The 25,468-nt window shown below is 37.0% G+C and carries 15 protein-coding genes and 1 tRNA gene; 3 read left to right on the top strand and 13 right to left on the bottom strand.

Annotated elements, in window-relative coordinates:
• Positions 1–9: 9 nt before the first annotated feature.
• The 11 genes from K350_RS0100100 to K350_RS0100030 form a co-directional block, all read right to left on the bottom strand.
• The gene (locus K350_RS0100100) at positions 10–390 is read right to left on the bottom strand and encodes a hypothetical protein (protein ID WP_028978179.1); all 381 of its coding nucleotides are present in this window, start codon (positions 388–390) and stop codon (positions 10–12) included.
• A complete protein-coding gene (locus K350_RS0100095; protein ID WP_028978178.1) occupies positions 377–793 on the bottom strand; it encodes a hypothetical protein in 417 nt (138 codons plus the stop codon). The genes K350_RS0100100 and K350_RS0100095 overlap by 14 nt, the downstream gene beginning before the upstream one ends.
• A 3-nt stretch (positions 794–796) precedes the next feature.
• Positions 797–2,917: a hypothetical protein gene (locus tag K350_RS0100090; protein ID WP_156026783.1), complete on the bottom strand. Its 2,121-nt coding sequence runs from the start codon at positions 2,915–2,917 to the stop codon at positions 797–799.
• Positions 2,918–2,922: 5 nt separating this feature from the next.
• The gene (locus tag K350_RS0100085; protein WP_169716565.1) at positions 2,923–4,395 is read right to left on the bottom strand and encodes a site-specific integrase; all 1,473 of its coding nucleotides are present in this window, start codon (positions 4,393–4,395) and stop codon (positions 2,923–2,925) included.
• Between the two features lie 10 nt (positions 4,396–4,405).
• Entirely contained in the window at positions 4,406–5,617 is a 1,212-nt protein-coding gene (locus K350_RS0100080) for a tyrosine-type recombinase/integrase (protein WP_028978175.1), read from the bottom strand.
• A 2,328-nt stretch (positions 5,618–7,945) separates the two neighbouring features.
• Positions 7,946–16,054, bottom strand: coding sequence for a T9SS C-terminal target domain-containing protein (locus tag K350_RS0100055; protein ID WP_028978171.1), 8,109 nt, complete (start codon positions 16,052–16,054; stop codon positions 7,946–7,948).
• A gap of 733 nt (positions 16,055–16,787) precedes the next feature.
• Entirely contained in the window at positions 16,788–17,339 is a 552-nt protein-coding gene (locus K350_RS0100050) for a dihydrofolate reductase family protein (protein WP_028978170.1), read from the bottom strand.
• Positions 17,340–17,410: 71 nt separating this feature from the next.
• Positions 17,411–17,857, bottom strand: a complete 447-nt coding sequence (locus K350_RS0100045) for a VOC family protein (protein WP_028978169.1) — start codon at positions 17,855–17,857, stop codon at positions 17,411–17,413.
• A 76-nt stretch (positions 17,858–17,933) separates the two neighbouring features.
• Positions 17,934–18,308 (bottom strand): DoxX family protein, encoded by a 375-nt coding sequence (locus tag K350_RS0100040; RefSeq protein WP_028978168.1) that lies wholly within the window; start codon positions 18,306–18,308, stop codon positions 17,934–17,936.
• Between the two features lie 5 nt (positions 18,309–18,313).
• On the bottom strand, positions 18,314–18,817 hold the full coding sequence (locus K350_RS0100035) for an SRPBCC family protein (RefSeq protein ID WP_028978167.1): 504 nt from the start codon (positions 18,815–18,817) through the stop codon (positions 18,314–18,316).
• Positions 18,807–19,133 (bottom strand): ArsR/SmtB family transcription factor, encoded by a 327-nt coding sequence (locus K350_RS0100030; RefSeq protein WP_028978166.1) that lies wholly within the window; start codon positions 19,131–19,133, stop codon positions 18,807–18,809. Before K350_RS0100030 ends, K350_RS0100035 begins: the two co-directional genes overlap by 11 nt.
• A gap of 271 nt (positions 19,134–19,404) precedes the next feature.
• Between K350_RS0100030 and K350_RS0100025 the strand changes: the two genes are divergently transcribed.
• Positions 19,405–19,590, top strand: a complete 186-nt coding sequence (locus K350_RS0100025; RefSeq protein ID WP_028978165.1) for a hypothetical protein — start codon at positions 19,405–19,407, stop codon at positions 19,588–19,590.
• A 72-nt stretch (positions 19,591–19,662) separates the two neighbouring features.
• Here K350_RS0100025 and K350_RS0100020 read toward each other — a convergent pair whose 3' ends face one another.
• On the bottom strand, positions 19,663–20,856 hold the full coding sequence (locus K350_RS0100020; RefSeq protein WP_028978164.1) for an IS4 family transposase: 1,194 nt from the start codon (positions 20,854–20,856) through the stop codon (positions 19,663–19,665).
• Between the two features lie 904 nt (positions 20,857–21,760).
• Between K350_RS0100020 and K350_RS26740 the strand changes: the two genes are divergently transcribed.
• Complete coding sequence (locus K350_RS26740) at positions 21,761–21,937, top strand: hypothetical protein (protein WP_156026781.1); 177 nt, start codon at positions 21,761–21,763, stop codon at positions 21,935–21,937.
• 173 nt (positions 21,938–22,110) lie between these two features.
• Here the strand turns inward: K350_RS26740 and K350_RS0100010 are convergent, their stop codons facing one another.
• Positions 22,111–24,420, bottom strand: a complete 2,310-nt coding sequence (locus K350_RS0100010) for a YCF48-related protein (RefSeq protein WP_028978163.1) — start codon at positions 24,418–24,420, stop codon at positions 22,111–22,113.
• 923 nt (positions 24,421–25,343) lie between these two features.
• Here K350_RS0100010 and K350_RS0100005 point away from each other — a divergent pair.
• Positions 25,344–25,419, top strand: a tRNA-Pro gene (locus tag K350_RS0100005).
• Positions 25,420–25,468: the final 49 nt, after the last annotated feature.

Genomic DNA, 25,468 nt, shown 5'->3' with positions numbered 1-25,468 from the left:
CTGTCAGACCTAAACTGTATCAATTTCTAAATCAACCTTTTCCCCATTAACAATCACATCAATCTGTTCCACCATTAAATTAGGCTTTCTTATTAAACTAACTTTAAAATGAGATTGAATCTTTTTTATTAGAAAAAGAGCCTCATAGTTTGTCTCTTCGCTATTAACGAGAACATAAAAATCATCGCTCAAATCAATTACTTTAACTTCCGGCTCTACTAAATCATTAGGATATGAAATGGAAAGTTGAGGTTTTTCATGTTTCCACATAATTGAAATTATGTTTTCTGTATCGACATACTTAAGTAAAGCATATTGGTGGTTCTTTAACCGAATATGATCCTTATTACTTAAAAACTCATTGATAGAGAAGCTACTATTGCTTTCCATGTTTATTAAAATTAGGTCTTAAAGGTATCATTATTTCTTCAAGATTTAAACCTCTGGCCTGTATACCATTTATAATCATTGCGAGCTTTTCTAATAGTGTATCCCTTTCACTCTCCAATGATTTGATTTTACCTTTTAGGTTTTGATTTTGTTCAAGAACAGTATTCCTTCTTTTGGTTCCTGATTCATTTAAACCTGCAGCTTTAAACTGCATTTCTCGGGCCTTTTCTATCAATGCAGCTCTGCTCTTTACTGCTAATGTTCCCCTGCTGGTTAATCCTAATCTTTTCTGTAATGCAGATCTGGAAATAGGAGCTAGCTCAACGCCAAGTTGAATCATTTCTTCAAGCTCCAATTTAAGCCTTTCATCAAGACTTCTGCCTCTTGGTTTTTTCTTTGACATAATTTATTCGCTTACTGAACTACTTCTTTTGTGATCAAGTGGTATAGTCATCTGAATACCATCCGGAAAGACTTGAATGGGAGAGGAGGACGGCTTTAATTTTAATCCTTTTTTCAAGTTTTCAATCTTCTTTTCTAAATCTTTTATCCATACGTCCGATCCATATTCTTCAGAGTTATACCTCATCTCCTTCAATACCTTTTCGTTCAACTCTAATTGTTCCTTTATCCGTTCTAGTTCTCCAGGCTCATTGGTTCTATGAAGGTGTGAACATCCATTCCAACATTGTAAATGTTTTTGACAAGGTTCTTGACTAAAGTCATGAGTACATCCACCAAATGGAGTAATATGTAATGCAAGGGCATGAGTTTTAAGAAAGGATTCAGCAGTCTCAATACCTTTCTCTTTTTTCAGGAAATTATACGTATCCGTAATGCTTCCCATAATTTTATTATTTCTAATTCCATTATGCAAAAAGTTAACTTTGTCTGCAACACTATTAAAAGTTAAAAAGTCAACCTGGGATTGTGTTCTTTCTTTCAAAGTGGTATGTTGATATGTAGGATTTTGATCCAATCTTTGTCTCCCCATGGCTAATGCTTGCTGAACATTGCTCATCCCAGCCAACTCATACAATGTATTCCTCCAATGCCTTGGCTGATGACTCGTCATTACAATTTTACTTCCATCAGCTTCTGTTAAGCCTCGTCTTTGGAAAATGGATTCTAAGCTATTAACAGAACCCAATGCTGCATTAATGTCTTTTACTGTCACCCTTCTGGGATATACTCTAAATACAGTAGCTCTTTCTTTAAAATTAAATGCACCATCAAAAGAGATGCATAACAATTCACTTGTTTTAAGGACCGTCTTCCAACGACCGTTTACTTTTTCTTTAAGAGCATCATGATCGGGAAGCTTTTGTAGTAATACACTTTCTACATCAGCAATCCGAAAATGAAATCGGGTTAAATATCGTTTCTGGTATCCACCTTGAACAAACCGGACACCTCTATCAGGATTTTTATCAATCAATACAGGCGTTACTTTATTTACTTTTAAAAAGTTTTGTAAATTAAATACATGTTTATATTGAATGAATTGCATCAAATCATCATCAGTAATTTTATCTTCGGGATTTAGTTTCCACAATTTCCCCGGGTTATGTTCTTGCCAATTAGCTATTTTCCTAGGTTCTTCAGTTAAAGCTTTTAGTCTTTCAACAGCCCTTCGTGCAAATGGAACATCTTGTTCAGCCAACCAATGTACTCTTGATTGAAATTGTTTTTCAGCGAAATATTTTATCCCTACGTCCAATATAATTCCGCCATAAGCATCTTTTACTACTTGTCCGTCCTTTCCAATAACAGCTTTTTCAACCCAACAATCATATGGAAGCAAAGCTACTTCGTTTGCTCTTTGTCCCATTGCAATCAAAAGATCTATAGTTCGAAGTAGAATTTCTTCGCTTTCATTTATTGGATTATTAGTGCATAATGCATAGGCTTTCATTGCTTCTAATGAAGGAAGCTTTTCTTCATCTTTTCTTTTGTCTTCAATATCTATTTCCTTTAGAGTCTTATATTCAAAATATTTGTGACCAGCCTTTAGTCCATGTTTGAAATTAAGTGGATACTCAGTTAACTCTTTCTTATCAATCAATTCAGCTATTACTTGCAAATTTGCAGCTGCATCGAAAATATTTTTGTAACCAACTGCTTTTAGAATATTTATTGTTTCTTCAAAGTGCCATCTGGTTAAATTGTATGGGCTTGTTTCACCTCTTTGATGCATTATTAAATGTAGCCTTCTACATTCAATTGCATAAGTTCGTACTGCCATGTAATTTATATTTTTAGTTCTCTGCAAATAGACAATCACAGCTTTAGTAAAATCAATATAAGGACAGGGGAGGGCTTGTGACGGAGGAATTTCAAAACCATCAGGGAATGTTTTAAGTATTTTAGATTGGGTCTTAAATGATATTGAATTTTCACCGCCTCTATGAAAAAGCCAATTTTTAACGTACCAAACATCTTCATCCCAATTTATTCCGGTGTTGTATGATTGGAATATTTCTCTTTCATTTTTAATGAAATCGGTTAATCTATCTTGGAATTGCATGAGCATTATTTTTTATGAGACTTGCACCTTTCAATCACTGCATCAACAGCTTCAATTGTCTTTTCAAGCTGAATTACAGCTCTGTTTGTTTTAAGGTCATTTCCTGCTTCTGCATGATCTATAAAAAATTGAGCCTGCTTCTGCAGACCTTGTTTTACCGCATCATGATTACCATCAGAGAAGGGATGGTATTTATGACAGGTATAGCAGGCATAAACTGGATTCTTGGGACAAGCAGTATTTTCAGGTAATCCGCATGAGCCAATTCCTCCTATATATTGAGAACCTAACAAACCTTTAACCCATCTTTCTTTAGGAACAGATGCTTTATCAATAATTTCACCAGTTAAAAGCATTCCCATAATGTTTTTATAAGAATTACTTTTACCTAATGCCTTCGTCTTTATTTTTGATATCTCAGGTGTTGCAGCAATATATGCTCGAGCCGGCAGGGTAGAGTTGTGGCCCAGAATTTCAGCGATTACTTCAGCAGGAGCACCTTGATCAGCTAAGGACTGGGCAAGATGATGACGAAGTAATGTTGCTCCGTCTCCTTTTTTAAAACCAAGTTTTCCCAATTCTTGAACAATGATTTTGCGAATGTCAATAGTTGTTAACCGTTCTGCTTTATTTGTTCTGCCACAGTTTTTTAAAAATAATGCCAATGAATCATTTTCTGAAAATTCCTTTGATCCCCATGATATTAATTTAGATAACTTTTCTCCTAATGAAGATGATATGCTTCTTGTTCTTTTTTCCATATTAGTATTTGATATCTTTTTTGCCATTTGCAATGACAAAGAATAAAAAGAAGAATCCATGTTTGGGGAGCTTATGGATATTAGATCAGAGGTATTAAGGGAATATATTTGTATAGGCCTAGGTCCTAATTCAAAAGCAATTTGTAAAAGTACCTTATCTCTAAATTTATTGTAATTTTTATGATCATCTTTGTTTAAATAATTTATTATTAGGGCTTCATCTTCGCTTGTTAAGTATGTTGGATTTAAAAATGCATTAGCATATGGTTTTCTATTTTCGAATTTAATTTCGTAGATGAACTCTAATACATCTTTATTAACCCCCTGAATGTTTTTTTTTAAACACCAGGTATAAAAGGCTCTGAAAGTCGGAACTAGTACATCGGGATTTATTTTCAGAATATCAAGCATAAACCTTTGTATATGTTCTAACGACCAAGGATATACAATAGCTAGCCTATTAGTAATAAAAGCCTTGATTAATGTAAGATCATTTGATTTGATTGTATAAAGAGACCTTGTTTGAAGTCTATGAAAAATATAGGCTTTTAATATTTCTTCAAGTTCATTATTTAGTTGATATTTTTTCCAGTCGATTTTAGTTTGAATTCCTCCATCTCTCCATGACCATACTTCTGTACTAGTATCTATTATTTGATCTTCGATTAAACGATCTCGTACTCTTACTTTACCTGGATTATTAAAAATGAATGCCATATATAATAAATTAATATTTATTGTTGAGTCTTTCTATATTCGCTTTATTAGCCATTTTATTAATATATCTAGAAGCATAGAAATTGGGCATTACAGAATTTGGTGACCACCCACAACATTCTCGTAATTTATCTTTTGCTCTTTCCATATCTATATTTAAAGTTTCAATTAAATATTCTAAGTACAGCTCACAAAAAGTATGACGAAATGCATGAGGAGTGAGGGCAATATCAAAAGTTATACCCTTTGTATGAAGGGACATCTCCAGAACTTTGAACAAACTTGCAAGAGTATTTTGAGAAAGTGCATTACCTCGTTCACTTGTTATTAAATATGCGTGAGCCAAGGGCTTATTTTTGGGTTTTCTATTATATTTAATGTAATGTTCAATTAAAGAATAAAGCTCCTGATTAATTCCAATTTCTCTTTCTGAGTATGCATTCTTAATGGAAGGCTTGATTCTCCGATTATCTTCAATGTCATTAACTTTATAACGTATTCTCAAATAGTGATAGTCTTCATTTTTCCTAAGATCATTTACCTTTAAAGTTAGCAATTCACCTAGACGCATACCGGTCTTATATAATAGTTCTATGATCAAAAAATTTCGAATTTGTAATGATTCTCTATATGGATTTGTAGGAGAGTTCGGAAGAACGTGATTTCTTATTATTACAACTTCATCAGGTTTTAAGCTTCTATAGGATCTTAGCTTTGGAGACTGATGAATATAGTTTATCGCCAAATTTTCATCTATTGAAAACCTAATATCTTTATCACATTTATATCTAATTGTGCACCATCTCAAGAATAGCTTTATTGCCGCTAGATGTGAATCGTTAGATTGATTGGAAATAGGAAGATTGGATTTATTTGATTTGTATTTGCCAAGATAAACCCAACTACAGAAGTTTTTAATTTCTTCAGTAATTGGTGCAAAATTACCATTAAGAATTTCTTCTTCAATATCAATGTTTAATTCAGCAAAGAATTGGTAAAAAATCTTAATGCTTGAAACTGTATTAATTATGGTTTTATTAGATTTTCCTTTTAAGCAAATGATAGAAAAAGTGAATGGCAGTATATAAGGGATATTTTCAGGCACCCGTTTGAGAATCGGGAATCTTAAGCCATTGGAGAACTTACAATAAATTATGTTCATAAGACCGACACTAAGAATAATTATATATTCATATGAATGATAAATCACCTGATAAATCATTCATGTGCTTTTTTAAAATAATTATGTGTCGCGATCTGGGTACAAGTATATGTTATTTAAACTTATTTGTAAAATTTTCTACGTTCTCATAATTAAAGAGAATAGGTTTATTGGGAGCGGATCTAGCAATTATGAACATTATGAACATTGGACTCAATTTAACATAATATAAATTATACAACTAAAATATACTTAAATACTTGGCTATTAAACAAATATATTTCATACAAAACTAACACTTGAACTACCTATTAACTGGCATTATCATTTACTTTCTATTTCTGAAATAAATTTTTAGTATCCCATTTCTGGAAATTCTATCAGTATTTTTACTACAAATAAAATTCTTTTCGAAACCGAACAGACGATTCTCAGACTGGCCAATTTTTCAATTCCCAACCTGGACTCCTGGACGGAATTTCTGTCCTCGTATATGTGGGCAAAATCCATTTAGGCTCCCCACAGCCGATTCTCCGGCCAACTAATTTCCTGAGTTTCGTCCGGCAGGATTTCGGAATCTCCTACAGCCAGAAAATTTCATTTCAAAACCGTACAGGCGATTCCGCAGCCAATCTATTTCTCAAATTCCTGACCTGGACTCCAGGACGGAATTTTCGTCCTCATATACGCAGACAAATTCCATTTTGAATCCGTACAGGCGATTCTCCGGCAGACCGGTTTTTACCTCATATACGCAGACAAAATCCATTCTGAACCCGTACAGACGATTCTCAGTCCGATCAGAATTCCCAATTTCGACCGGGATTTGGAGTCTCGTACAGCCGGAAAAATCATTTTCAAAATCGTACAGTCAATTCTCCAGACGACCAAATTTCCAAATTCCCGACCGTGGACTCCCAGGACGGAATTTCCGTCCTCGTATACGACGACAAAATCCATTTTGAATCCGTACAGACGATTCACAGATCGACCCAATTTTCCAATTTCGTTCGGCCTATCATAGCCAATCATTTAATCAAAAAAATCACAGTTCAGACAATGTCGGTGTCCCTCCCGTACAGCCGGAAAAAATCTTTTTAAAACCGTACAGGCGATTCTCCAGCCGACCAATTTTCCAAATTTCCGACTGGACTCCAAGACACAATTTCCGTCCTCGTATACGCCCACAAAATCCATTTTGAATCCGTACAGACAATTCTCAGACCGCCTAAATTTTCCAATTTCGTTCGGCCGATCATAGCCAATCATTTAATCACAAAAATCACAGTTCAGACAATTGTCGGTGTCCTGTACGACCGGAAAAATTTTTTTCAAATCCGTACAGGCGATTCTCAGGAGGACGGTCAATTTCCCAAATTCCCGACCTGGACTCCAGGACAGAATTTTCAGGATCGGATATCCGGCATGGGTAAATCATATAACTTTAAAAAGGGCGGTGGCCGAACCATCAGCGAGGGGAGCGTAAGCACGTGGAGAGGAGCTTTGATGGTTCTTGATTTTTCTTTGGTTCGTTTCTTTTTATCAAGAAAAAGAAATGAACAACTCCGAGGCTGAGAATTTAATAACCATGCAATCGAAAAATTTTAACAGGAGAGGAGCTTAAAAAAAATAATCCTACCATTCAGTCCAAATACAAATTTTACCCCTTACTTCTCCGAACTCCAATTTCCCTCCTCTCCTGCCCTTTTATAAATATTCTCCTCCAACTTCAATGTAAATCCATACCTTTGTTAAAGTAATAAAGAATTAATGCTGCCGAGATTTATACTCTTAGGAATTTTAACATCAGTATTTCAGATATTTTCATTTGGATTACTTTACGATTTCGCTGTCCTTTTACATAAAAAAATCTATCAATATACTCCCCATAATGATTTGAGTTGGGGAATAACATTACATTACACTTTCATATTTTACGGCTTTTTGGTTGCAGCTCTGAACCTGTTACTGACTTTCTTTGACATTCGAAAAATAACCATTATACTTTTAATCATATTACTCATAATTTTCGATAACTGGCTCTTTCTGAATTTTCAATACAGACCTTATAAAGTCGTTTTGATTTTTACACTATCAAATTCCTTATTAGTTTTAAGTTTTGCAGTTGATAAGTACTTGTCTAAAAAAGCATATTTTTAGTCGCCGCCATTAATTCAGTAAAAAACTACCGCGGTTCGAATCTGCTCGGAACCTACTCTCCTTCCTTACAATATTTATTTATTAGATCTTTAGTTATATGATATCCTCCAAGTTCTTTTGCGATTTTTAGGTCATTACATGCATTTATTATATTTTTCTTTTTTATATAATATAGGGCTCTGTTTTTTAATTAATCCTGCCTAACCTAGCATCTCCTAAATCCCAGTTCTATTTTATGACTTGTACATAACCACTGTATGACTCTTTGTAAATCTGACTGTTCAGGTTAATGACGTAGAAGTAGGTTCCGTCCGGCAATACTTCCCCGTTTCTATAGTTTGTCCCATCCCAATTCTTCAGATAACCAGTACTCTTCCAAACCAGATTACCCCAACGATTGTAAATCAAAAACTCTGCATTAGGGAAGCTCTCTATATTCCCTATCTCCCACGTATCATTGTTTCCATCTCCGTTTACTGTAATTGCATTAGGTATCCTTATCGGTCTTTCCACATATACTTTTACTGAATCCTGACTCTTACACATATTTGTTGCATCAGCTACTGTTAACGTATATACAATAGTTTGATCGGCTATAAAGGTCGGGGTGCTCACATAAGCATCGCTCAGGCCTGTTGCAGGTGACCAGCTATACAATGCGCCTCCAGCTCCCAATAATCGTCCTGGTTCTCCATCCTTAATGTATATATCTTCTCCTGCATACGCCACAGGCGTCTGGATGACTGTTAACTTTCTTCCTGCTGAAGTCTGACTACAGGCTCCATTGTCTTCAATGACAGTATACAAACCGCTCTCTGTCGCTGTATAACTTGGGTTCGTTGCTCCTAAAATAACGTTCCCATCACGCATCCACTGATATGTAGTTCCGGCACTTCCCGAAGCAGTAAACGTTACCGTGTTTGGAGAACAAATTGTCTGATCACCTTCATTGATCACAGGATTCGGAATCGGTTTGATATTCATAGTGATTTTAGCCGATTCCACAAAGTTAGGTCCTGTTACACATGCCAGGTTCGAAGTCATCCCTACCCAAACCTGATCGTCGGTTATTAAAGTTGAACTGCTAAAAGTTGTTCCAGTTCCTACAGAAACATTTGGATTATTCACATACCACTTATACGCCGGTGATGAACCTGTACCGCTTGAGGATGTAACATTAAAGGTAGTTAACATACCTTCGCAGTTCGGATTAGGATTCACATCAATCGATACAGCAGCAGGCTCTGCATCTACTATATTTAAGGTAACAGTATTAGAAATTGCATCTCCTGCATTACAAGCATTAGAGGTAGAAACTACAACTTTTACTGTTTTACCATTATCACCACTAACAGGGTTATATAAATATGATGATGCGTTACTTACCGGTGTGCTGCCAGAACCAAGGTACCACTTGTAGCTAAGTGTTCCTGTGCCTGTTGTGCTTGAGTTAGCTACAAAGTTGAATGCGGCTGAACCTGAACAGACCTGTCCCGGGTCGTTTATACTTGCAGTTACTACTTCCGGGGTTGCTACAGTAACCGTAATCACATTGCTAATTACTGAACCGCAATTACCGGAAATCTCTATCCGCTGGAATTGTGTCGTCGATGACAAGGCTCCTGATGTATAAGATGCATTGGTGGCATTAACGATATCAGTCATGATTGGATGCGTTGCATCTGTGTATTGCCACTGGTAAGTGTAAGATCCTGATCCGCCCGTTGGAGCATTTACACTGATAAAGGGATCCGGAGTTTCTCCTGAACAAATTGACTGATCTGCGCCAATTTTCCCGGCAACAAGTATAGAATTAACTATGATCTTTACTGGAGTTGTAAATGCTTTATTGCATGGTGCAGGAGCAGCTCCATCATCTACTCTACGACGGTAATAGGTGGTCGTGGTTAGTTTCGCTGTTGGGGTAAAGTCTTTTCCACCGTTACTAGGTATACCTGTTGCAGGGACCCAACTTGCCTCAATTGCAGGAGTTTCTGTCTGCTGCCAGGTATACATTGCAGTAATGGCGTCTGAAGCTGCTATTTCTTCCAGTTTAGCTGCTGATGTATTATTGCAGATGATCTGGTCACCGCTGATTTTACCTGGCTTTATTCCCGGATTCACTGCTATCGTTATTACATTTGATGCTGCTGGTGTAGCATTCGCGCATTCTTCATTGCTTACAAGTTCAACTTTTACCGTATTACCCGGACTTGACGTGGAAACCGTAAGATCACTGGTAGTAAAGGTATTGGAAGAGGTGGCAGCTCCTTGCTTCGTTGTGCCGATATACCACTGGTATTGCGGAGATGATCCGCCATCTGTAGGAGTAGCTGTAAAGTTTACTGCGTTTCCTTCACAAACGCCCACGAGATCAGCTGTTATGCTTACCGCAGGAGCTGGTACAGGCTTGACCGTCACACTTACAGGCATTGATACCTCGGTCGTTGGACTTGCACACAATTCTGTACTTGTTATGGTTACTGTGATGGAATTAGCTGAGACAAGACTGTTTGTTGTATACGTTGCACCAGAGTTGCTTACAGTGGTAGTACCGTTTCTCCATACATAAGAAGGATTGGTGCCACCGTTGGTCACTATAGCTGTAAATGTAACGCTCTCGTTCGGACAGATGCTTGACTTGTCCGCTGATACCGTTACAGATGGGCTCACGTTCGGCTTTACCGTCATTATAATTGCTGCTGAGGTGGCATCCGAAGGACTTGCACAATCCGAGTTACTCACCATTTTAACAGTGATTTTATCTCCGTCTCCTAATGTACTGATTGTAAACTTATCAGAATCAACTGCTGAGCTTGCAGGGCCCTGACTTACAGGAGTCATATCTGTAGTTTTCTGTACAAACCATTCATAAGTCGGAAGAGTACCACCATTACCTGGAACGGCTGTAAACGTTACGCTTGTATTTTCACAGATTGTATTGCCCGGATTAGCTGTTATTGTTACCGCTGGAGCTACCACGTTAGTAACTGTCATCACAATTGCATTTGATACTGCCGGATCAGGGGTTGCACAGGCCAATGAGCTTGTCATTTCTACATAATAACTGTCACCATTACTTATAGCTCCTGCTCCCGAAGCCGGAGTTGTATATGTAACTCCGGTTGCTGATGGAATCGCAGTGCCGGAACCAATGATACCTTTATACCATTGATAAGTTGGAGTACCACCGTTTGTTTCTACGGCAGTAAATGTAACAGCAGTATTTGCGCAGGTTGTAATTGAAGGGGTCGAAATTACAACAGATGTGGCAACTGTTGGAGTAACCGTAATTACAATGCTTGCTGTTGGCATGCCTAAGCAATAACCTGACGAATCTATTCTTCTGTAATAAGTAGTGCTGGTCAATGCACCAGGTGCATAACCTATCGTCGTTGTGTTATAAGGTCCAAGATCTGTCCATGGGCCTGTTGTACCGTTTGTTGTCGAACTCTGCCACTTATAATACTTATTAGCGACTCCCCCAGTACTTGCTGCACCAGTAAGTGGTACCGGAGTTTCACCTGAACAGATAGATTGATTTGAAGAAATTGTACCTGCTACTGTTGCCGGTGTCACTGTGATCGCAATACTTGTGGTTGGCACACCCAGGCAGTATCCGGAAGAATCTATTCTCCTATAATAGGTAGTAGCAGTCAATACTCCCGGAGCATATCCTGTAGCAGTTGTACTATATGGTCCAAGGTCTGTCCAAGGGCCAGTTGTACCATTCGTTGTAGAGCTCTGCCATTTATAATTCTTTACCGTTTCTCCTCCTGTGCTTGCAGTTCCTGTGAGCGGTGCCGGAGTGGAACCTGAGCACAGGTTCTGGTCTGAAGAAATCGTACCTGCTACCGTAGGAGCTGTAATCCTGATCACTAATTTTGCTGACTCTTTATAACAGGCAGCGGCACCATCGTTCCCATCTTCTACACGGAGTACGTATGTTCCAGTGTCTGCCAAAGTAGTGACTGCTTTTGTATATGGCGCATAAGTATTGCTTGCTGTCGTTACTGCAACACCACCCTTATACCATGTATAGTAGTAGTTCGGATTCGCTGGTGTAACAACACCAGCTATACTTAATGGAGCACCTAAACAAATATTCGGTTTAGATACGGAAATTGTAACTGTTGTTGGCGGTATACAGGTGTTAATTGCACCGCAGTTAACTACATACTGAGATTGAATATTGGTTACACCATAAACAGTAGCTTTACCAATATTTGTGATAAAGTCTGTGCAGGTATTAACTGTTGCATCAAAAGTCCTTTCAATTACGGCATTGGCCAAAATAGGACCGGCAACCGTTGGCCAGGTAATTGTTGATCCTGTCAATACTCCACTATTCGATATATTCGTAATATTATTTAATTGAGCAGGTACAGGATCTGTGATTATCAAATCAAATGCTGAATCAAAATGAGCAGTATAAGCTGAAAGTGCCTGCTGGGAGCCTTTTCCGTATATCCCTGCATAACCCGCTCCCAGTTCTGTAATACCAGTAATTACTTTAAGAGGAGCTCCGGTAAAATCATTTATCCAGATATATAATTTATCATCCAGTAACTCGGTACGAACCTTTACAGAACTAAAGCTTCCAGGAAATGTCAGACCTGAAAATGAAGCGATGGGTGTGCTGCTTCCATTCTGATAAAGCTTAATTTCTATGAAATTATTTCCACCAATGTTTGGAGAAATCTCAAGCCTTAATCCTTTGAAATCCGCTAAGCCCGGTGTTCCAGATTGATATCGGTATAGAAAAGAGAATGAACTGGAATTGGTAGGTGCTATAGTAGATTCAACCCAACCGTTTACTCCATGTGCTTTCTTAGGTCCAAAGGCATAACCATTGGCCCCTGGAGGATTGTTACCACCATTCTGATCCAACGAAATAACGGTCCCGTTTAATTTAGGCATGGCAACTCCTGTACCTAATGTCTGCCAGTCTGTAAGCTGTGTGCTTGCTCCTGCCCATGAGGCTGTTGATCCGTCTTTGTTAGTAAACGTTAATGTATAATTGATTACATCGCCAACAACTGCTGAAGCCGTATTGGCTGTTTTCACCAAAGAAGTTTCTTTAGGTGGTGTTGGAGGTACAGGATTACAAGTAAGTTTTAAAATGACCGCAGCAGAATCCGGTGAATCTACATCTGACCAGATCCAGCCAGCATTGATAAACGTTTTTTCTGAGCATGGAGCCTTAGCTATAGTTCTATAGGATAAATTAGCTTTTTCTCCTGTAAGCATTGCAGGTATGGTCCATTTTACATATCCGGAAAATTTCGGATTACCTGTTAAAGGTGTATAAGTTGCTGTAACACCAACTGCATTATCATCCGTAAATGCACTCCATGCCAATTCGATTGGAATAGAATCAGTCACCACTACATTGTATGTTTCACGACCTGGAAGCGGTCCATTACCGGCGATTCTTCTCCAGGTGTATCCATCAAATTCCTCAACCAAGACTTTTGAAAAGTTCTTAACAGGTCCACCGCAGGCATCTTTGCTATAGTTGTTGACAGGCTCAGGTTCAAATTTGGGTACTGAATTAAAATTTGTATAAGCCGGACTGACAGGGAAATAGCTATCCTCCTGCCCGTCATTATCTGTTGTTTTAATGGTTCCATCATAAGACCAGTCATCTATCAATCTGGGCATTAAAAGTGTTGAAGGATTTGACTTGAGGACTGTCCTTATAATACTCGGCCCTACTACTCCTTTATGTATGAGGTATTCACTATCCAGTTTATCATACACATGCATGGAAGGGGCAGTCAATACATGAGCAAATTGTGTTACGATACGCTGGTTCCATGATCCGTTCGCATCCTGTCCCCATGGAATTTTCTGATAAGTAAATTTCATAGGATCAGACGGAGGGTTATAACCGTATTTTTGAAGATCATTCTTGTTATCTACTTCCGCAGTCCAACCAGTAGGGTTTGTTCCTGCGTTGTATTCACCGATTGCAGCAGCGTCATTCATGAAATAAGAAACACGGTAGTTGCCCAGATCTATATAAGCCTCATGTGCCGTGTGCCAGATTCTATAAAACTGATAAAAATTCCGTTCGCTTGATCCGCTGGCTTCTGCATAGTTTGCATATGAAACAACCACACGCTCACGACCACCGTTCAGCCACAGATTTGAACCCGTTTTATTCTCAAAATCCAATGTAAAATTGACAACATCTCCGGGATTCATTACGCTTCTATCAGTAGTTTTTTTGATTGCCAAAACTCTGTCTTTCAAAAGATCAACACAGTTTCGCTCCATCGTATAGGTAGCGTTGTTTGGATATTCATTACTTGTCCAGGATGGTGCGTTAGTTGAAGTGACGGTGCTTGTCAGGCAGACTGTAGTTGCCATATCAATTGGCCTTACTCTTACAACAAATTTTCTGACTCCCATTGTTTTAGCCAGCTCACCGGTTTTAAAACCCGGTACAGTTCCGATATTCCATGTGATGCTTACACCTGAAGCTGTTCCACCACCACTCACCGAAACAATTTCATAATTGGGATCTAAAGTCGTTGTTATCGAAACATTGGTTGCATCAATGACTCCGTAATTTCGGTAGCTTACTTCATAGGTCAGAAGGTCTCCTTCATAAGCAAAGGTTTTGTCTACATCCATATAAACCTTCATATTGGCACCCGGTTTCATGTCTTCTGGTGCATGCAGGTTACCGGAGGCCGTTAACATACCTAATATCCTGAAAAATCCATGAAAATATTTGGGAGTGCTTCCTATATAGCGCTGGTAAGGTGTAGGCATTTTTGCTGAGCCACTCTGGTCGTCCCAGGCTAGTTCACATTGTCTGTACAATTCTGCAGTTAAATCCAAATCACCTGAAGCAACAGCAGCAGGAGTGCCAGTTCCAGCCATCCAGTTTACTCCATAATTAGCTAATACATTACCGTTTGGAAGATATTGCTGTTTTATTTGTGCTACTCCTTTCCATTGTGGCTGGCCGGGATCGGGAGAAGCTCCCAGTTTACTGCAAAAGGCACTTGCTGAATTGCTTGGAATTGAGCCTGGGAATTTCAAAAACTCTTTGTGCCTTAAAGCCATATCATATTCATAGGTATTGCCTCCCGGCACAACCTGATGTGTAACAGGATTCCAGGTTGAATCGGGATTACCATGCCAGACATAATTCAATATTGTTCGCCATGAACACCTGAAATCTTCTCCTGCAGCAAACGGTCCAAATGTTGTTGTCGCTCCATTATCACTAACCGTGTAGTCACCAGCACTTGCAATATATCCTTTATCATACATTTGTTTTATCGTCCAGTCAGCTGAAGCCTCACATCGTTTACACTGACTTATCTGCCAGGCAGTCCCTCCGTTGGCCTCTAAAAACTTTGCAAATTCTCTGAAATATGCTGGTGCATTATAATCCACATATTTACTGGTTACCTGAATAGGATCAGGCTTAACCGATGCCCAGGGATATGCAGTATTGGCTGCTGAATACCTCCAATTAGTAACTTCCCCCCATGTATTACCACTTTTCAGATACCCATCAATACCCACAATACCTGATAAATAGCCTTTCATTCCTGCCTGGGCACCTAACGGACTTGTTGTATAATATAATGTATCAACAAGAAGCTTGATCATTTTCAACGCTTCACCTTTATAACTGATCTGATTACCGCAGGCATCAGTTATTCCCATATTATCACCCCATTGTTTATGAGCCATCAATAGAGCCATGGCAATATCTAAATCCCCATCTGCAGCAGAGTTGATATTGGTAGAGCTGATATTTGTATTTTCATCACACTCCCACCCTGCAAAACCAGCTCCATAAGTATATGTGGGCCTTAGCGGTGAACAATCATAGTACTTTTTAACTCCGCTCAGACGGTTGTCATGAACCCAAAGCCACAATCCGTCAAAAGTCTTTTTATCAGCAAAATGTGCTGCTGCCAGCATGGCATATCCATCGCCTTCCGATACAAAAGTACCATACCCTTGTGGAACAGTAGGATGGTTAAAAACGATATAGGGAGTTGCATTTGCCCCGGTGCCCAGCGTTTTTCCAGGAACAGTTAGGGCTCTCCGCATCATAATCTGATAAGCTTCACGCATGGATTTTTCCATATCAGCGTGTGTTACTCCTACAGCATTATTGGCAGCTAAGGATTTACCTCCTTGGTACTCTAAAAACTGCGGAAACGGAAAAGCCGGATTGTTGGTGTTTATGTTTACATGAATGGTATCTCCTGGCCAGGTTTGGGCATTGGCTGTTTTTGTTACAACAAGAAATAATAAAAAAGTGCATAGTATGTAATTCAATGCATTGAATTGACTTCCCATGAATAATAATTTTCTATTTAAAATTGCACTAAACCTATTAAATCCCGTCATTTTTATCATCTTTTATCCAATTTATTATACCTAAAGTACAATTTTTCGATTTACACAATACGACTCAACTAAACTGCACGTACTACGTTTAAGGCTCCCAAAAGTAAACCGGACAATAAACCTAATTCAACTGTTTTTATGGATTCGTTTTAGAATTATGTGATTGTGAGGATGGAAAACAAAAGGTATGATTATAAAAAAATAAAAAAGGCAATAAAGCATCGACGAACATTCAGGTATTGATGGAGCAAGTAAAGTTTATTAAAATCCTTCTTGTGAATCTTTATTACTGACTGTCGCTCTTTTGGAAAGAGAACCAACACTCTCCCCTTCTATATACTTTCAAAACTATATTGAGGCAGAATTCCTACTCACGAGATTAATCCTTACTTGCTACAATATCTATCTCATGCTCAACTAATAAGTGGCAGGCATGCTTAAATGCATACCCAGCTGTATTCTAAAACAACTCTTTTTCAAAATAAAAAATAGCCAGCTCTAAAACTGGCTACTTCTATATCTTTTCTCAAAAAAACCGCATTACAAATTAGAATTACTCTTTATACTATATATACCTTTCTTCCTTAATATTTCAACTATCTCATACTGTAATCTTTACAAAAGCTGACAAGCCCTCGTTGAATGAGCTATGGGCAGAAATCCTTGATGTCTCACATTAATGTCAAATCTTTATTGGCTCATAGTAAAGAATCACTGCTCCGCCAGTAAAAGTCTTTGTCTTTAAAAGTTTTAGGTTAATTCTTTCACTTATGTTTATAAATAATTGTGAACCCTTTCCCTGTATTACCGGATGAACACATAACTGAAATTCATCAACTAAACCAAGGTTCATTGATTCTATAATCAAACTAGGACTACCAACTAATAAATCTTTTCCAGACTGTCGCTTGAGCGCTATTATTTCTTCCTTAATTCCTCCTTTTACCAGCCTTGTATTTTTCCATGTTACGTCTTTCAAAGTTCGGGAAAAAACAATTTTATCAATGTTATCTATGGTAACTGCAAAATCATCCGTTGCTTTGTTACCGGTAGGATTTTTAACTACAGTAGGCCAATACTCCATAAGTTGATATGTAATCCTGCCATATATAACAGCACCTGAATTTTTTAATAAATCACTGTAATGCTGATGTATTTCACTATCGGGACTGATGACTGTATGGTCACTTATTCCGTCCAAAGTCATATTTATTCCTGCAATTAATTTTCTCATCTTATTTCGTTTGGATTGTTAATACTGATTAGAGGATGTTCATATAAAAGATAGATGGGTATCGCTGCCGGTTATCGAATATCTTCTGCCAATCCTATAAGAATTCCTTCGTGTCCGCGTATGTAACAGAGTCGATATATATTCTCGTATTGAACCACTTCGCCGACGATCTCGGCACCATGCTTCTTAAGCCTGAATACTACCTCGTCAATGTCTTGAACATTGAACATGACGCGTAGGTAACCGAGAGCGTTCACAGGCGCAGTGCGGTGATCTGAGATAGTTGATGGAGTAAGAAATCTCGAGAGTTCAAGTCGGCTATGCCCATCAGGTGTAACCATCATAGCAATTTCTACACGTTGAGAACCCAGTCCGGTAACACGACCAGCCCACTCTCCTTCCACAAAGGCACGCCCTTCAAGTTTCAGTCCTAACTCGGTGAAAAAAGAAATGGCACCATCGAGTGACTCTACAACGATGCCGACATTGTGCATACTTAATAATTTATCTTTTATCATATATCATAAGATTAAAAATCACAACCTCCGATTATCAGGTCTTTTGCCAAAGGTATATCGCGAGAAATATTCTGATTTAGCTATTGTTTTGAATTTTTTGATTATAAATATATGATACTGCAAGAATAGCCCATACTACTATTGGCATTAAAATATAGCTGATATTTTTATCCACCGCAACATGGCTGATTACGGCAAATATTAAATTGAATGTAAGTCCTGCATAAGCCCATTCTCTCAATTTTCCTGGTAGCTTAGGAAGCATTAATGATGTTGCACCTAACGCTTTGAAAACTATTAAAGCATAAGCAAAATAGTCAGGATAGCCCAAAGGTCTTGTCCCTACTGTAGCATATTCAGGTTTAAACAAAAGTGTGCTAAGAGGCATCAGTCCTTCCCAAAGGAATATGATACTTGTTGTAATCCAGAAAATTATTCTGTTCTTTTTCATTAGTTTTATTTTTTAATGGTTAATAAATATTCATCCAGATTCTCTAGTGCCATTGTAAGCCCTTCTTTAAAGCCCATCTCAATCATCATTTCAATGTCTTCAAGTTTGTCATGCTTTAAAGTAATGTTTACAGTGGTGATCCCAGTGTTTTCTGTAAAGTTGTTTGTCCATAAGGAACGTGGTTTAATGGTATTTTCAATTCCGTTTTCATCACAAAATGCATCTAACCATGATAGCAGTTTGCATGACTCAATGGCCTTGTAATCCGCTTTACACCACATTTTTTCATTCTCAGGACTAACCATTGCATAAAGCCACATTCCCCCTACTCTTATATCTAATGATTTTGTCTCAATATGATAAGGTTTCGGTGCCCACCATTGGTCCAACAACTCCGCTTTTGTCCATGCTTGCCATACCAGTTCGATACCGGCATCAAACTCACGTTTTATGTGAATGGTTTTATTTTCCTTATTTACGGTAAAATCAAATAGGAGATTACTTTTCATTTTTTTGCTTTTTAATAGTGGATAATAAGTCGTCAAGTTGGGAAAAACGTGTCTCCCATATTTTGCGGAACTGTTCAAGCCATTTGTCTATCTCTTTCATTTTATCAATTTCAAGTGAATAGTAAATCTCTCTGCCCTGATGTTCCTGTTTTACAAGTTCACATTCAGTAAGAATGCGTAAATGTTTTGAAACAGCCTGACGTGTTGTATTGAAGTTTTCAGCAATAGCATTAGGAGTCATTGCCTGTATTGCAATTAAAGCAATAATAGCCCTCCTAGTAGGATCGGCAATTGCCTGGAAAATATCTCTTCTCATTTATCAGTTCATTTATTTTCGAAACCGAACAGTTGCAAATATATGCGCAACCATTCATTTTCGCAAATTATTTCTACATATTTAACGCAAGTATGATGAATTGAATGATTTATAATTTAGCTTTTAAACATAATAACTTCATTGAAATGAGATGCACGACTTCCCGCATTCCCACCGCTAAACTTTTGTTTCATCCTGAATGAAATGCATACCTTTGTACTGTTTCTTATAAAATATAAGAACCTTCTATTCATAAGTAATATCATTACCTATGAATAGTATCTTAAAAATTCTTATTTGTCTTTTACCTCTATTGTTAACTAATCCCCTTAAAGCTGATCAATGGGAAGATCCTGAATGGGACGAAATGATTGGTGAATCTGATTTGATTACGATTGCAGAAGTTACTAAAGAAGGGGCTTTCGGCGCAAAGCTTAAACCCATTACTGTCCGGTAAAAAATGAAAAGACATAAAAAAGTGCTCCTACTATTAAAATAGGACACTTTTTTTCATTTAATAAAAAGAGGCCTACCCTGAAAATACTATTTTGATTTGCTTGCTTGGTTGAGATGTTATAATTGCGCTTTCCGGATTATTTAAAAATGAAATAAGATTTAAATAATTAAACAAGTGAAGTCTGATCAATGAAACTATTGACGAAAAAGCCCAAGACTTTTTTACCTGTTTCTTTATGACATTTATTAATAGGTCAGCGATTAATGCACACCATATTTGAATTCGTATAGCATTCTGATTTTCTCCCAGAAAGTATTGTAAAGGCATATTTTGCTTTAGCCTTTTAAATAAGAGCTCTACAGCCCATCTTTTCTTATATAAATCCGCAATAGTAGCAGGTTCGCTTATAAAGTCATTGGTTAAATACTCAAACTCTTTCTTATTTTTTGGGTCCCAGAAACGAATCAATCTACATTTTACTTTTTCTGTCTTCTTTTGAGGAAATCCAAGACAAACACGTTCATCAGACAATACTCCAGCTTGTTTCTGCTCCTCACTAACCAGATAGTATTCTTTGGGACGCCAATAACAAGGTTCACGCAACCTGGTCACCCATCTGATATTCTGCTTCGTCCATAAATTGTAATATTTATATGATCTGTATCCTCTGTCCATTATAATGGTGCTTCCTGCAGGTACTGTAACTTTAGACATAAAAGAAATATCATTGACGGCTCCATCAGTTATATTAACAATTTGAGGGCTAAAGGACTGCTCATTGATTACTGTATGAACCTTTAATCCACCTTTCCTTCTTCCATCAGCTTTACTTGATCCTGAATTTTTGAATATCTCCTGGAATAAGCTTATGACAGTAGAGTCCATAAAGAAAATATTATTATCTTTTCGGCTGTCCGATAAAACAGAGTCCCAATAATCTTTCAGTTTAAAATATATCTCTTCAAAAACTTTGCTGCTGTGTCTTGCATTGGCATCTGAAAAAGTACTACGAGTAGGGAAATAATTTACCCTGGAAGAAACTAGCTTACCCTCTAAAGCCCTCATTCCTGTTGAAACTTCACGCAATGAGGTACAGCCTCCCCAACATGAAAAAAGCATGGTTGCTAAGTGATTCCAAGTCGTAAACTTTTTGCAATATCGATCAGACTGATACTGATTGGCAAGCTTTAAAACTAACTCTTTGGGGATGAGATTTATTAATTGACAATATGTCGGCTGTCCGGTAAAATGAGTACTTTTGTTCATTGTTTGGTTTAAGGTTTGGTCACCAGAAAACTACAAACAAAAAAGGAGGCCTAATCGCCTCCTTTAATTTTTTTTACCGGACAGTAATGGCTTAAACCTTTAAAGATACTAAAAGGCAAAGTCCCAGTTAATGAAATATATGTTAGAGGTTTTAGTAACAGGTATGGACCGATAAATACCTTTAAGATTGGAAAACGATATGTACTTTTTTTAAACGCCTCACACTCTGATAAGGTTAGAATAAAATATCTGGAAAAGAATATAAAGTCTGTTCCGAAATTTAAAGACTATCTGGAAGCAATAAAATCTAACACTGCTTATTCTGTCTGGTCTCCTACAGCAAATGATTTACCAATTTAAAACGATAGTGTCCGTTACAACCTTTTATGGACTATAGGTTCAAATTATGAACCCCTTAAACCATTAAATGAATTTGAAGAATTTATTCTTACTGCTATCAAGAATGATGGATCAAATGAATACGCGGAACTACTTCTTTCCAAATCACTGACAGCCAAATCTGAACTTCAAAAAATCTACTATATCTCTCAATACTTAATGATGCTTCATCTGGTTCAGAATAAAACTTACTATCCCGCATTTGAAGTTAAGTGACTATGATTTGGCTAAAGTGAGCATACAATACTATTTTAATGGATATAAATCCAAGGATGCTGTTGATTTGAAAAAAAATATTCTAGTTTTAATTGATCTTAAATAACGAACGGAACCACTTCTGATTCCAGATTCCCTAGTTGATGAGTTGTGGATGCCATTGCTTTTAAAGGTGATTCAATATTTCCTGTTTTAGAAAAAGTTACTAATTATGTTCATACTAAGACTGGAATACCAATAGAAAAATCGGTACGAGATCAGGAATGTTTGTATATAAATGGACGACAGGATGACAACAACCATTGATGTGTCTCCTTTAAATTCATTCTATAAATATGAAATTGATCTTCCGGATGAAAGGGATTTAAAATTCCTGAAAGCTCTGCAAATAAGTAATCTGATAGTTGAAGAATCTGATAAAACTGAACTCAAGAAAAATATACTATCATTAAAAAAGAAACTCTAGCTGCATAATTGTAATTACGTCCCAGCAGGAGTTTTTCGTGCTTAACTCAATACAAAAAAATGTGAATTAAAGACACCAACAACATATAAAAAAAACAAAAATAATACATAATGAAAGAAGTGCAATGTCAAACATTGCACTTCTTTCATTAACACATTATAAATTAATAAATGTTATTTGGAAATTACAAGTTTATCTGAATACACTTTATTTTTACCTACTATATGAATAGTGTATATTCCTGGAGATAATAACTCAAGATCTAACAATCCATCATAAGAGTCTGAATAGTTATGTACTTCTTTACTATACACAATAACACCTATACAATTCATAAGTCTGACTTCAAAATCTGACCAATCTGTTAACTTTCCATTCAATTTCAGCTTTCCATTTCCGGGATTTGGATAAATAGTTATATTGTTCCCCATGAAGTTATTGCTTATTCCTGTACCAATAGCCGTGCTAAAGATAATTTCATTTCCATAGGACGTGCCAATTCCATTAGTTGCATAAGCTCTTACATAATATGTTGTTTCCTGGGTAAGATTGGCCAAGAGGCTTGAGAAGATACCAACACCTGATCCTATCGTTGTTTTATAATCATTGATGGTCGGGCCAGGAGTAGTACTCCAACAAAATCCCCTGGAAATAATATCATTCCCCCCATCATTAGTAATATTACCTTCCACATTTGCACTTGTTTCGCTCTCCAATGAGAGGTGCGTTGTAACCACAGAAGGAAGTTCTCCGGAAGGTTTAAGTGAATGATTAAGTTCTAAGACAAGGTTATTTTCACCTGCAATATAACCTATGCCATTGTAAAAATAAATGGAGTATAGATTATCTAACAAAGGAAGTGGATAAACATCCCACGTTTCTCCCCCATTATTGGTAACTAAAACGGTGCCTGTGTTACCTACTACATACCCTGTTTCCTTATTTACAAAATATACAGAATTCAAATTGACAGTGGTAGGCAGTTGAACTTTGTTCCACTGAGTGCCTCCATTATTTGTTGTTAAGAGTGTTCCTGAATTGCCAACAACCACTCCTTTATTTGCATCAACAAAATAAATATCATTAAGAGTTGCGGAAACTCCGGTAGTCTGACCTACCCAGTTTAATCCATTAGTACATTTACTTATCTTTCCATTTGTACTAGCCAGATATCCTGTTGATGCATCAGGGAAAAAGATAGATCTTATACCGCTTCCAGCCGAAGTTATATATTGAAAATTCCAGGATGCTCCATAGTTCGTAGTTTTACCAATCTGATTGCCTGTTTCGTGACCATAATATCCTGTTTTGGCATCTGGAAAGAAAATTGTCTGAGCATCTATTGTTTTTGATGAACTCCATGTTTTTCCTCCGTCAGTAGTCTTAGCTAAAATATGGGATGCAAGATACCCTGTATCCTTATCTATAAAAAACATATCCAGAATATAATCTGAAACAGAGCTTTTTGTCCACTTCTGTTCTCCTCTAGTTAATTTATAAATATCGTTTCCTCTAGATACAAACACTGAACTATCCGGTGTTACATTTACATTAATCGAATTACCATCCGGTTTAGTTGAGTTTATTGAAGTAATTTGTCCAAATACAATTTCAGACTTGTCATTTTCTAATCGTAATAGATTTTTAGATTCAGAATCATATGCAAATCCTACCCCATATGCGTATTTGATTACATCTATGTTGTTTATATCACTGGGATTATTTGCCGATGTCCAGTTCCTTCCGGCATCAGAAGTGGAAAAGAACCCTAAATTTCGAGAAATCCCATAGCCGTTTAAAGAGTCTATAAACCAAGCATCTACAATTTCAATGGGATCTCCTTCATATATCCAGGTTAGTCCGCCATCTCTTGTCCGGGAAACCCCCGATGAAGTTCTAAACCCAACTTCCTTTGTTATGAAAACAGAATTTGCATAGCTCCAGGGTGTTGCTATCCATGTCACGCCTCCATCATATGTGTAACAGTTCCCATTATAACCTACCAAAGGCTCTGGAAAAGTAAAATCACCGCATTGGTTACAGACACTTTTACTTGTCCAGTTTACCCCCCCATCTTCAGTATAAGCGATGCTGCCACCTAATACTGCGTTTCCCTTAAGTCCGTTAAAATGAAGTTTAAATACCGGAACAATCCCGAGGCTTGTCGTTAATACATCCCAATTAACTCCTCCATCAGTTGTTTTTAACAAAAGCCCTTCATATCCACCCACAAAACCTGTTTTTGAGTCTAAAAAAAATAATGTATTCAAAGTCCTGAATTTAGGATCATTGTATACTACCTGCCATTTTCTTCCGGAATCTGTAGACCGAAGTATACGCCCCTCCGTACCAACCATGAAGACTGTGTCTTTGCTTACAATAAAAAGGTCCTTAATGATAGAACCAGAACTAAAATAACAATTTTGAGCATAAGCACCCTTTAACAAAAGGATACAAATAAAGAATAAAGTAAGCTTTCGCATAAAAACTCTGATTAAAACAATTAACTATATATTCAACAAAAATTCATCAATAAAACTTTATAAAAATTAACTACCACCTATTTATGATCAATCCAATTTCTGAAAACAAGACATCAATCAGTCTGGTAAAGAAGTTAAATATTTAAGAAAGTTAAGTTTTTTTTAGTATATCTTTCCCTCTTTTAATTTAGTTTTTAAACCTACAACATATTTAACTCTGAGTATCAAATCATTCCTATAAATGTATATTAATGAAAAAATAGTTTTACTATAGTAAATTTCAATAATGAAGATGATGTCATTGGAAGATTGAATTATATAAAATAATAAAGCTAGTCTGATAGATAGCATTATATTACCATAATTTAAACATTCTTGCTATGAATGATACAGCTGTCATATCCTGCTGATACATTAAAGAAACATAATAAATCATCCTTAAAACTATGTCTTATTTTATCACATCAACTATTATTAAAAAGTAATGACATGAATTACCTCAAAAAATATTTTACACAAATTTCTTGCAGGAGAAATTGTAACTAGCGACATTTGTATCATGACCACAATAAAATTACATATCCCCCACACACAGCAGGTGCCACAAAGCATCCAGGGGATCATTATGTAATTTAAAAAATATATTATATATAAAGCCCCTTGGAGAAATCTTAGGGGCTTTTTGTTTTATATCAGTTTGTTAGAGGTTAATCATTTACTTAAATGAGGTACTTAATTAATGTACACAAAAGAACTTTATTTTATAAGAATAAATAATAATCAATAAGATGACAACAATACAATTACATATCCATCAGCCGCAGCAGATGCCGGAAGACATCAAGGGGAATACTATGTAGTTGAGATATACTATAATGTCCATAAAGCCCCTTGGAGAAATCTTAGGGGCTTTTTATTTATATCAGTAGGTATAGGAGTCAGGTTTATCTAGCCTCCCTTGGAAGGAGGAGCACGCAGGTTCGAATCCTGCCCTACTGACTTTCCCTTCGTCTAACTGGCAGGACATCTCCCTTTGAAGGAGAGCGTT

This window comes from Sporocytophaga myxococcoides DSM 11118 (genome assembly GCF_000426725.1).
Classification (GTDB): Bacteria; Bacteroidota; Bacteroidia; order Cytophagales; family Cytophagaceae; genus Sporocytophaga; species Sporocytophaga myxococcoides.
Note: the sequence above shows the minus strand (reverse complement) of the source record. Positions and strands in the feature narration are given on the sequence as shown.

Bases quoted from the DNA above. Each gene is read 5' to 3' on its own strand.
- K350_RS0100100 (WP_028978179.1), bottom strand. From the start codon at position 390: ATGGAAAGCAATAGTAGCTTCTCTATCAATGAGTTTTTAAGTAATAAG.
- K350_RS0100095 (WP_028978178.1), bottom strand. From the start codon at position 793: ATGTCAAAGAAAAAACCAAGAGGCAGAAGTCTTGATGAAAGGCTTAAA.
- K350_RS0100090 (WP_156026783.1), bottom strand. From the start codon at position 2,917: ATGCAATTCCAAGATAGATTAACCGATTTCATTAAAAATGAAAGAGAA.
- K350_RS0100085 (WP_169716565.1), bottom strand. From the start codon at position 4,395: ATGGCATTCATTTTTAATAATCCAGGTAAAGTAAGAGTACGAGATCGT.
- K350_RS0100080 (WP_028978175.1), bottom strand. From the start codon at position 5,617: ATGATTTATCAGGTGATTTATCATTCATATGAATATATAATTATTCTT.
- K350_RS0100055 (WP_028978171.1), bottom strand. From the start codon at position 16,054: ATGGGAAGTCAATTCAATGCATTGAATTACATACTATGCACTTTTTTA.
- K350_RS0100050 (WP_028978170.1), bottom strand. From the start codon at position 17,339: ATGAGAAAATTAATTGCAGGAATAAATATGACTTTGGACGGAATAAGT.
- K350_RS0100045 (WP_028978169.1), bottom strand. From the start codon at position 17,857: ATGATAAAAGATAAATTATTAAGTATGCACAATGTCGGCATCGTTGTA.
- K350_RS0100040 (WP_028978168.1), bottom strand. From the start codon at position 18,308: ATGAAAAAGAACAGAATAATTTTCTGGATTACAACAAGTATCATATTC.
- K350_RS0100035 (WP_028978167.1), bottom strand. From the start codon at position 18,817: ATGAAAAGTAATCTCCTATTTGATTTTACCGTAAATAAGGAAAATAAA.
- K350_RS0100030 (WP_028978166.1), bottom strand. From the start codon at position 19,133: ATGAGAAGAGATATTTTCCAGGCAATTGCCGATCCTACTAGGAGGGCT.
- K350_RS0100025 (WP_028978165.1), top strand. From the start codon at position 19,405: ATGAATAGTATCTTAAAAATTCTTATTTGTCTTTTACCTCTATTGTTA.
- K350_RS0100020 (WP_028978164.1), bottom strand. From the start codon at position 20,856: ATGAACAAAAGTACTCATTTTACCGGACAGCCGACATATTGTCAATTA.
- K350_RS26740 (WP_156026781.1), top strand. From the start codon at position 21,761: ATGACAACAACCATTGATGTGTCTCCTTTAAATTCATTCTATAAATAT.
- K350_RS0100010 (WP_028978163.1), bottom strand. From the start codon at position 24,420: ATGCGAAAGCTTACTTTATTCTTTATTTGTATCCTTTTGTTAAAGGGT.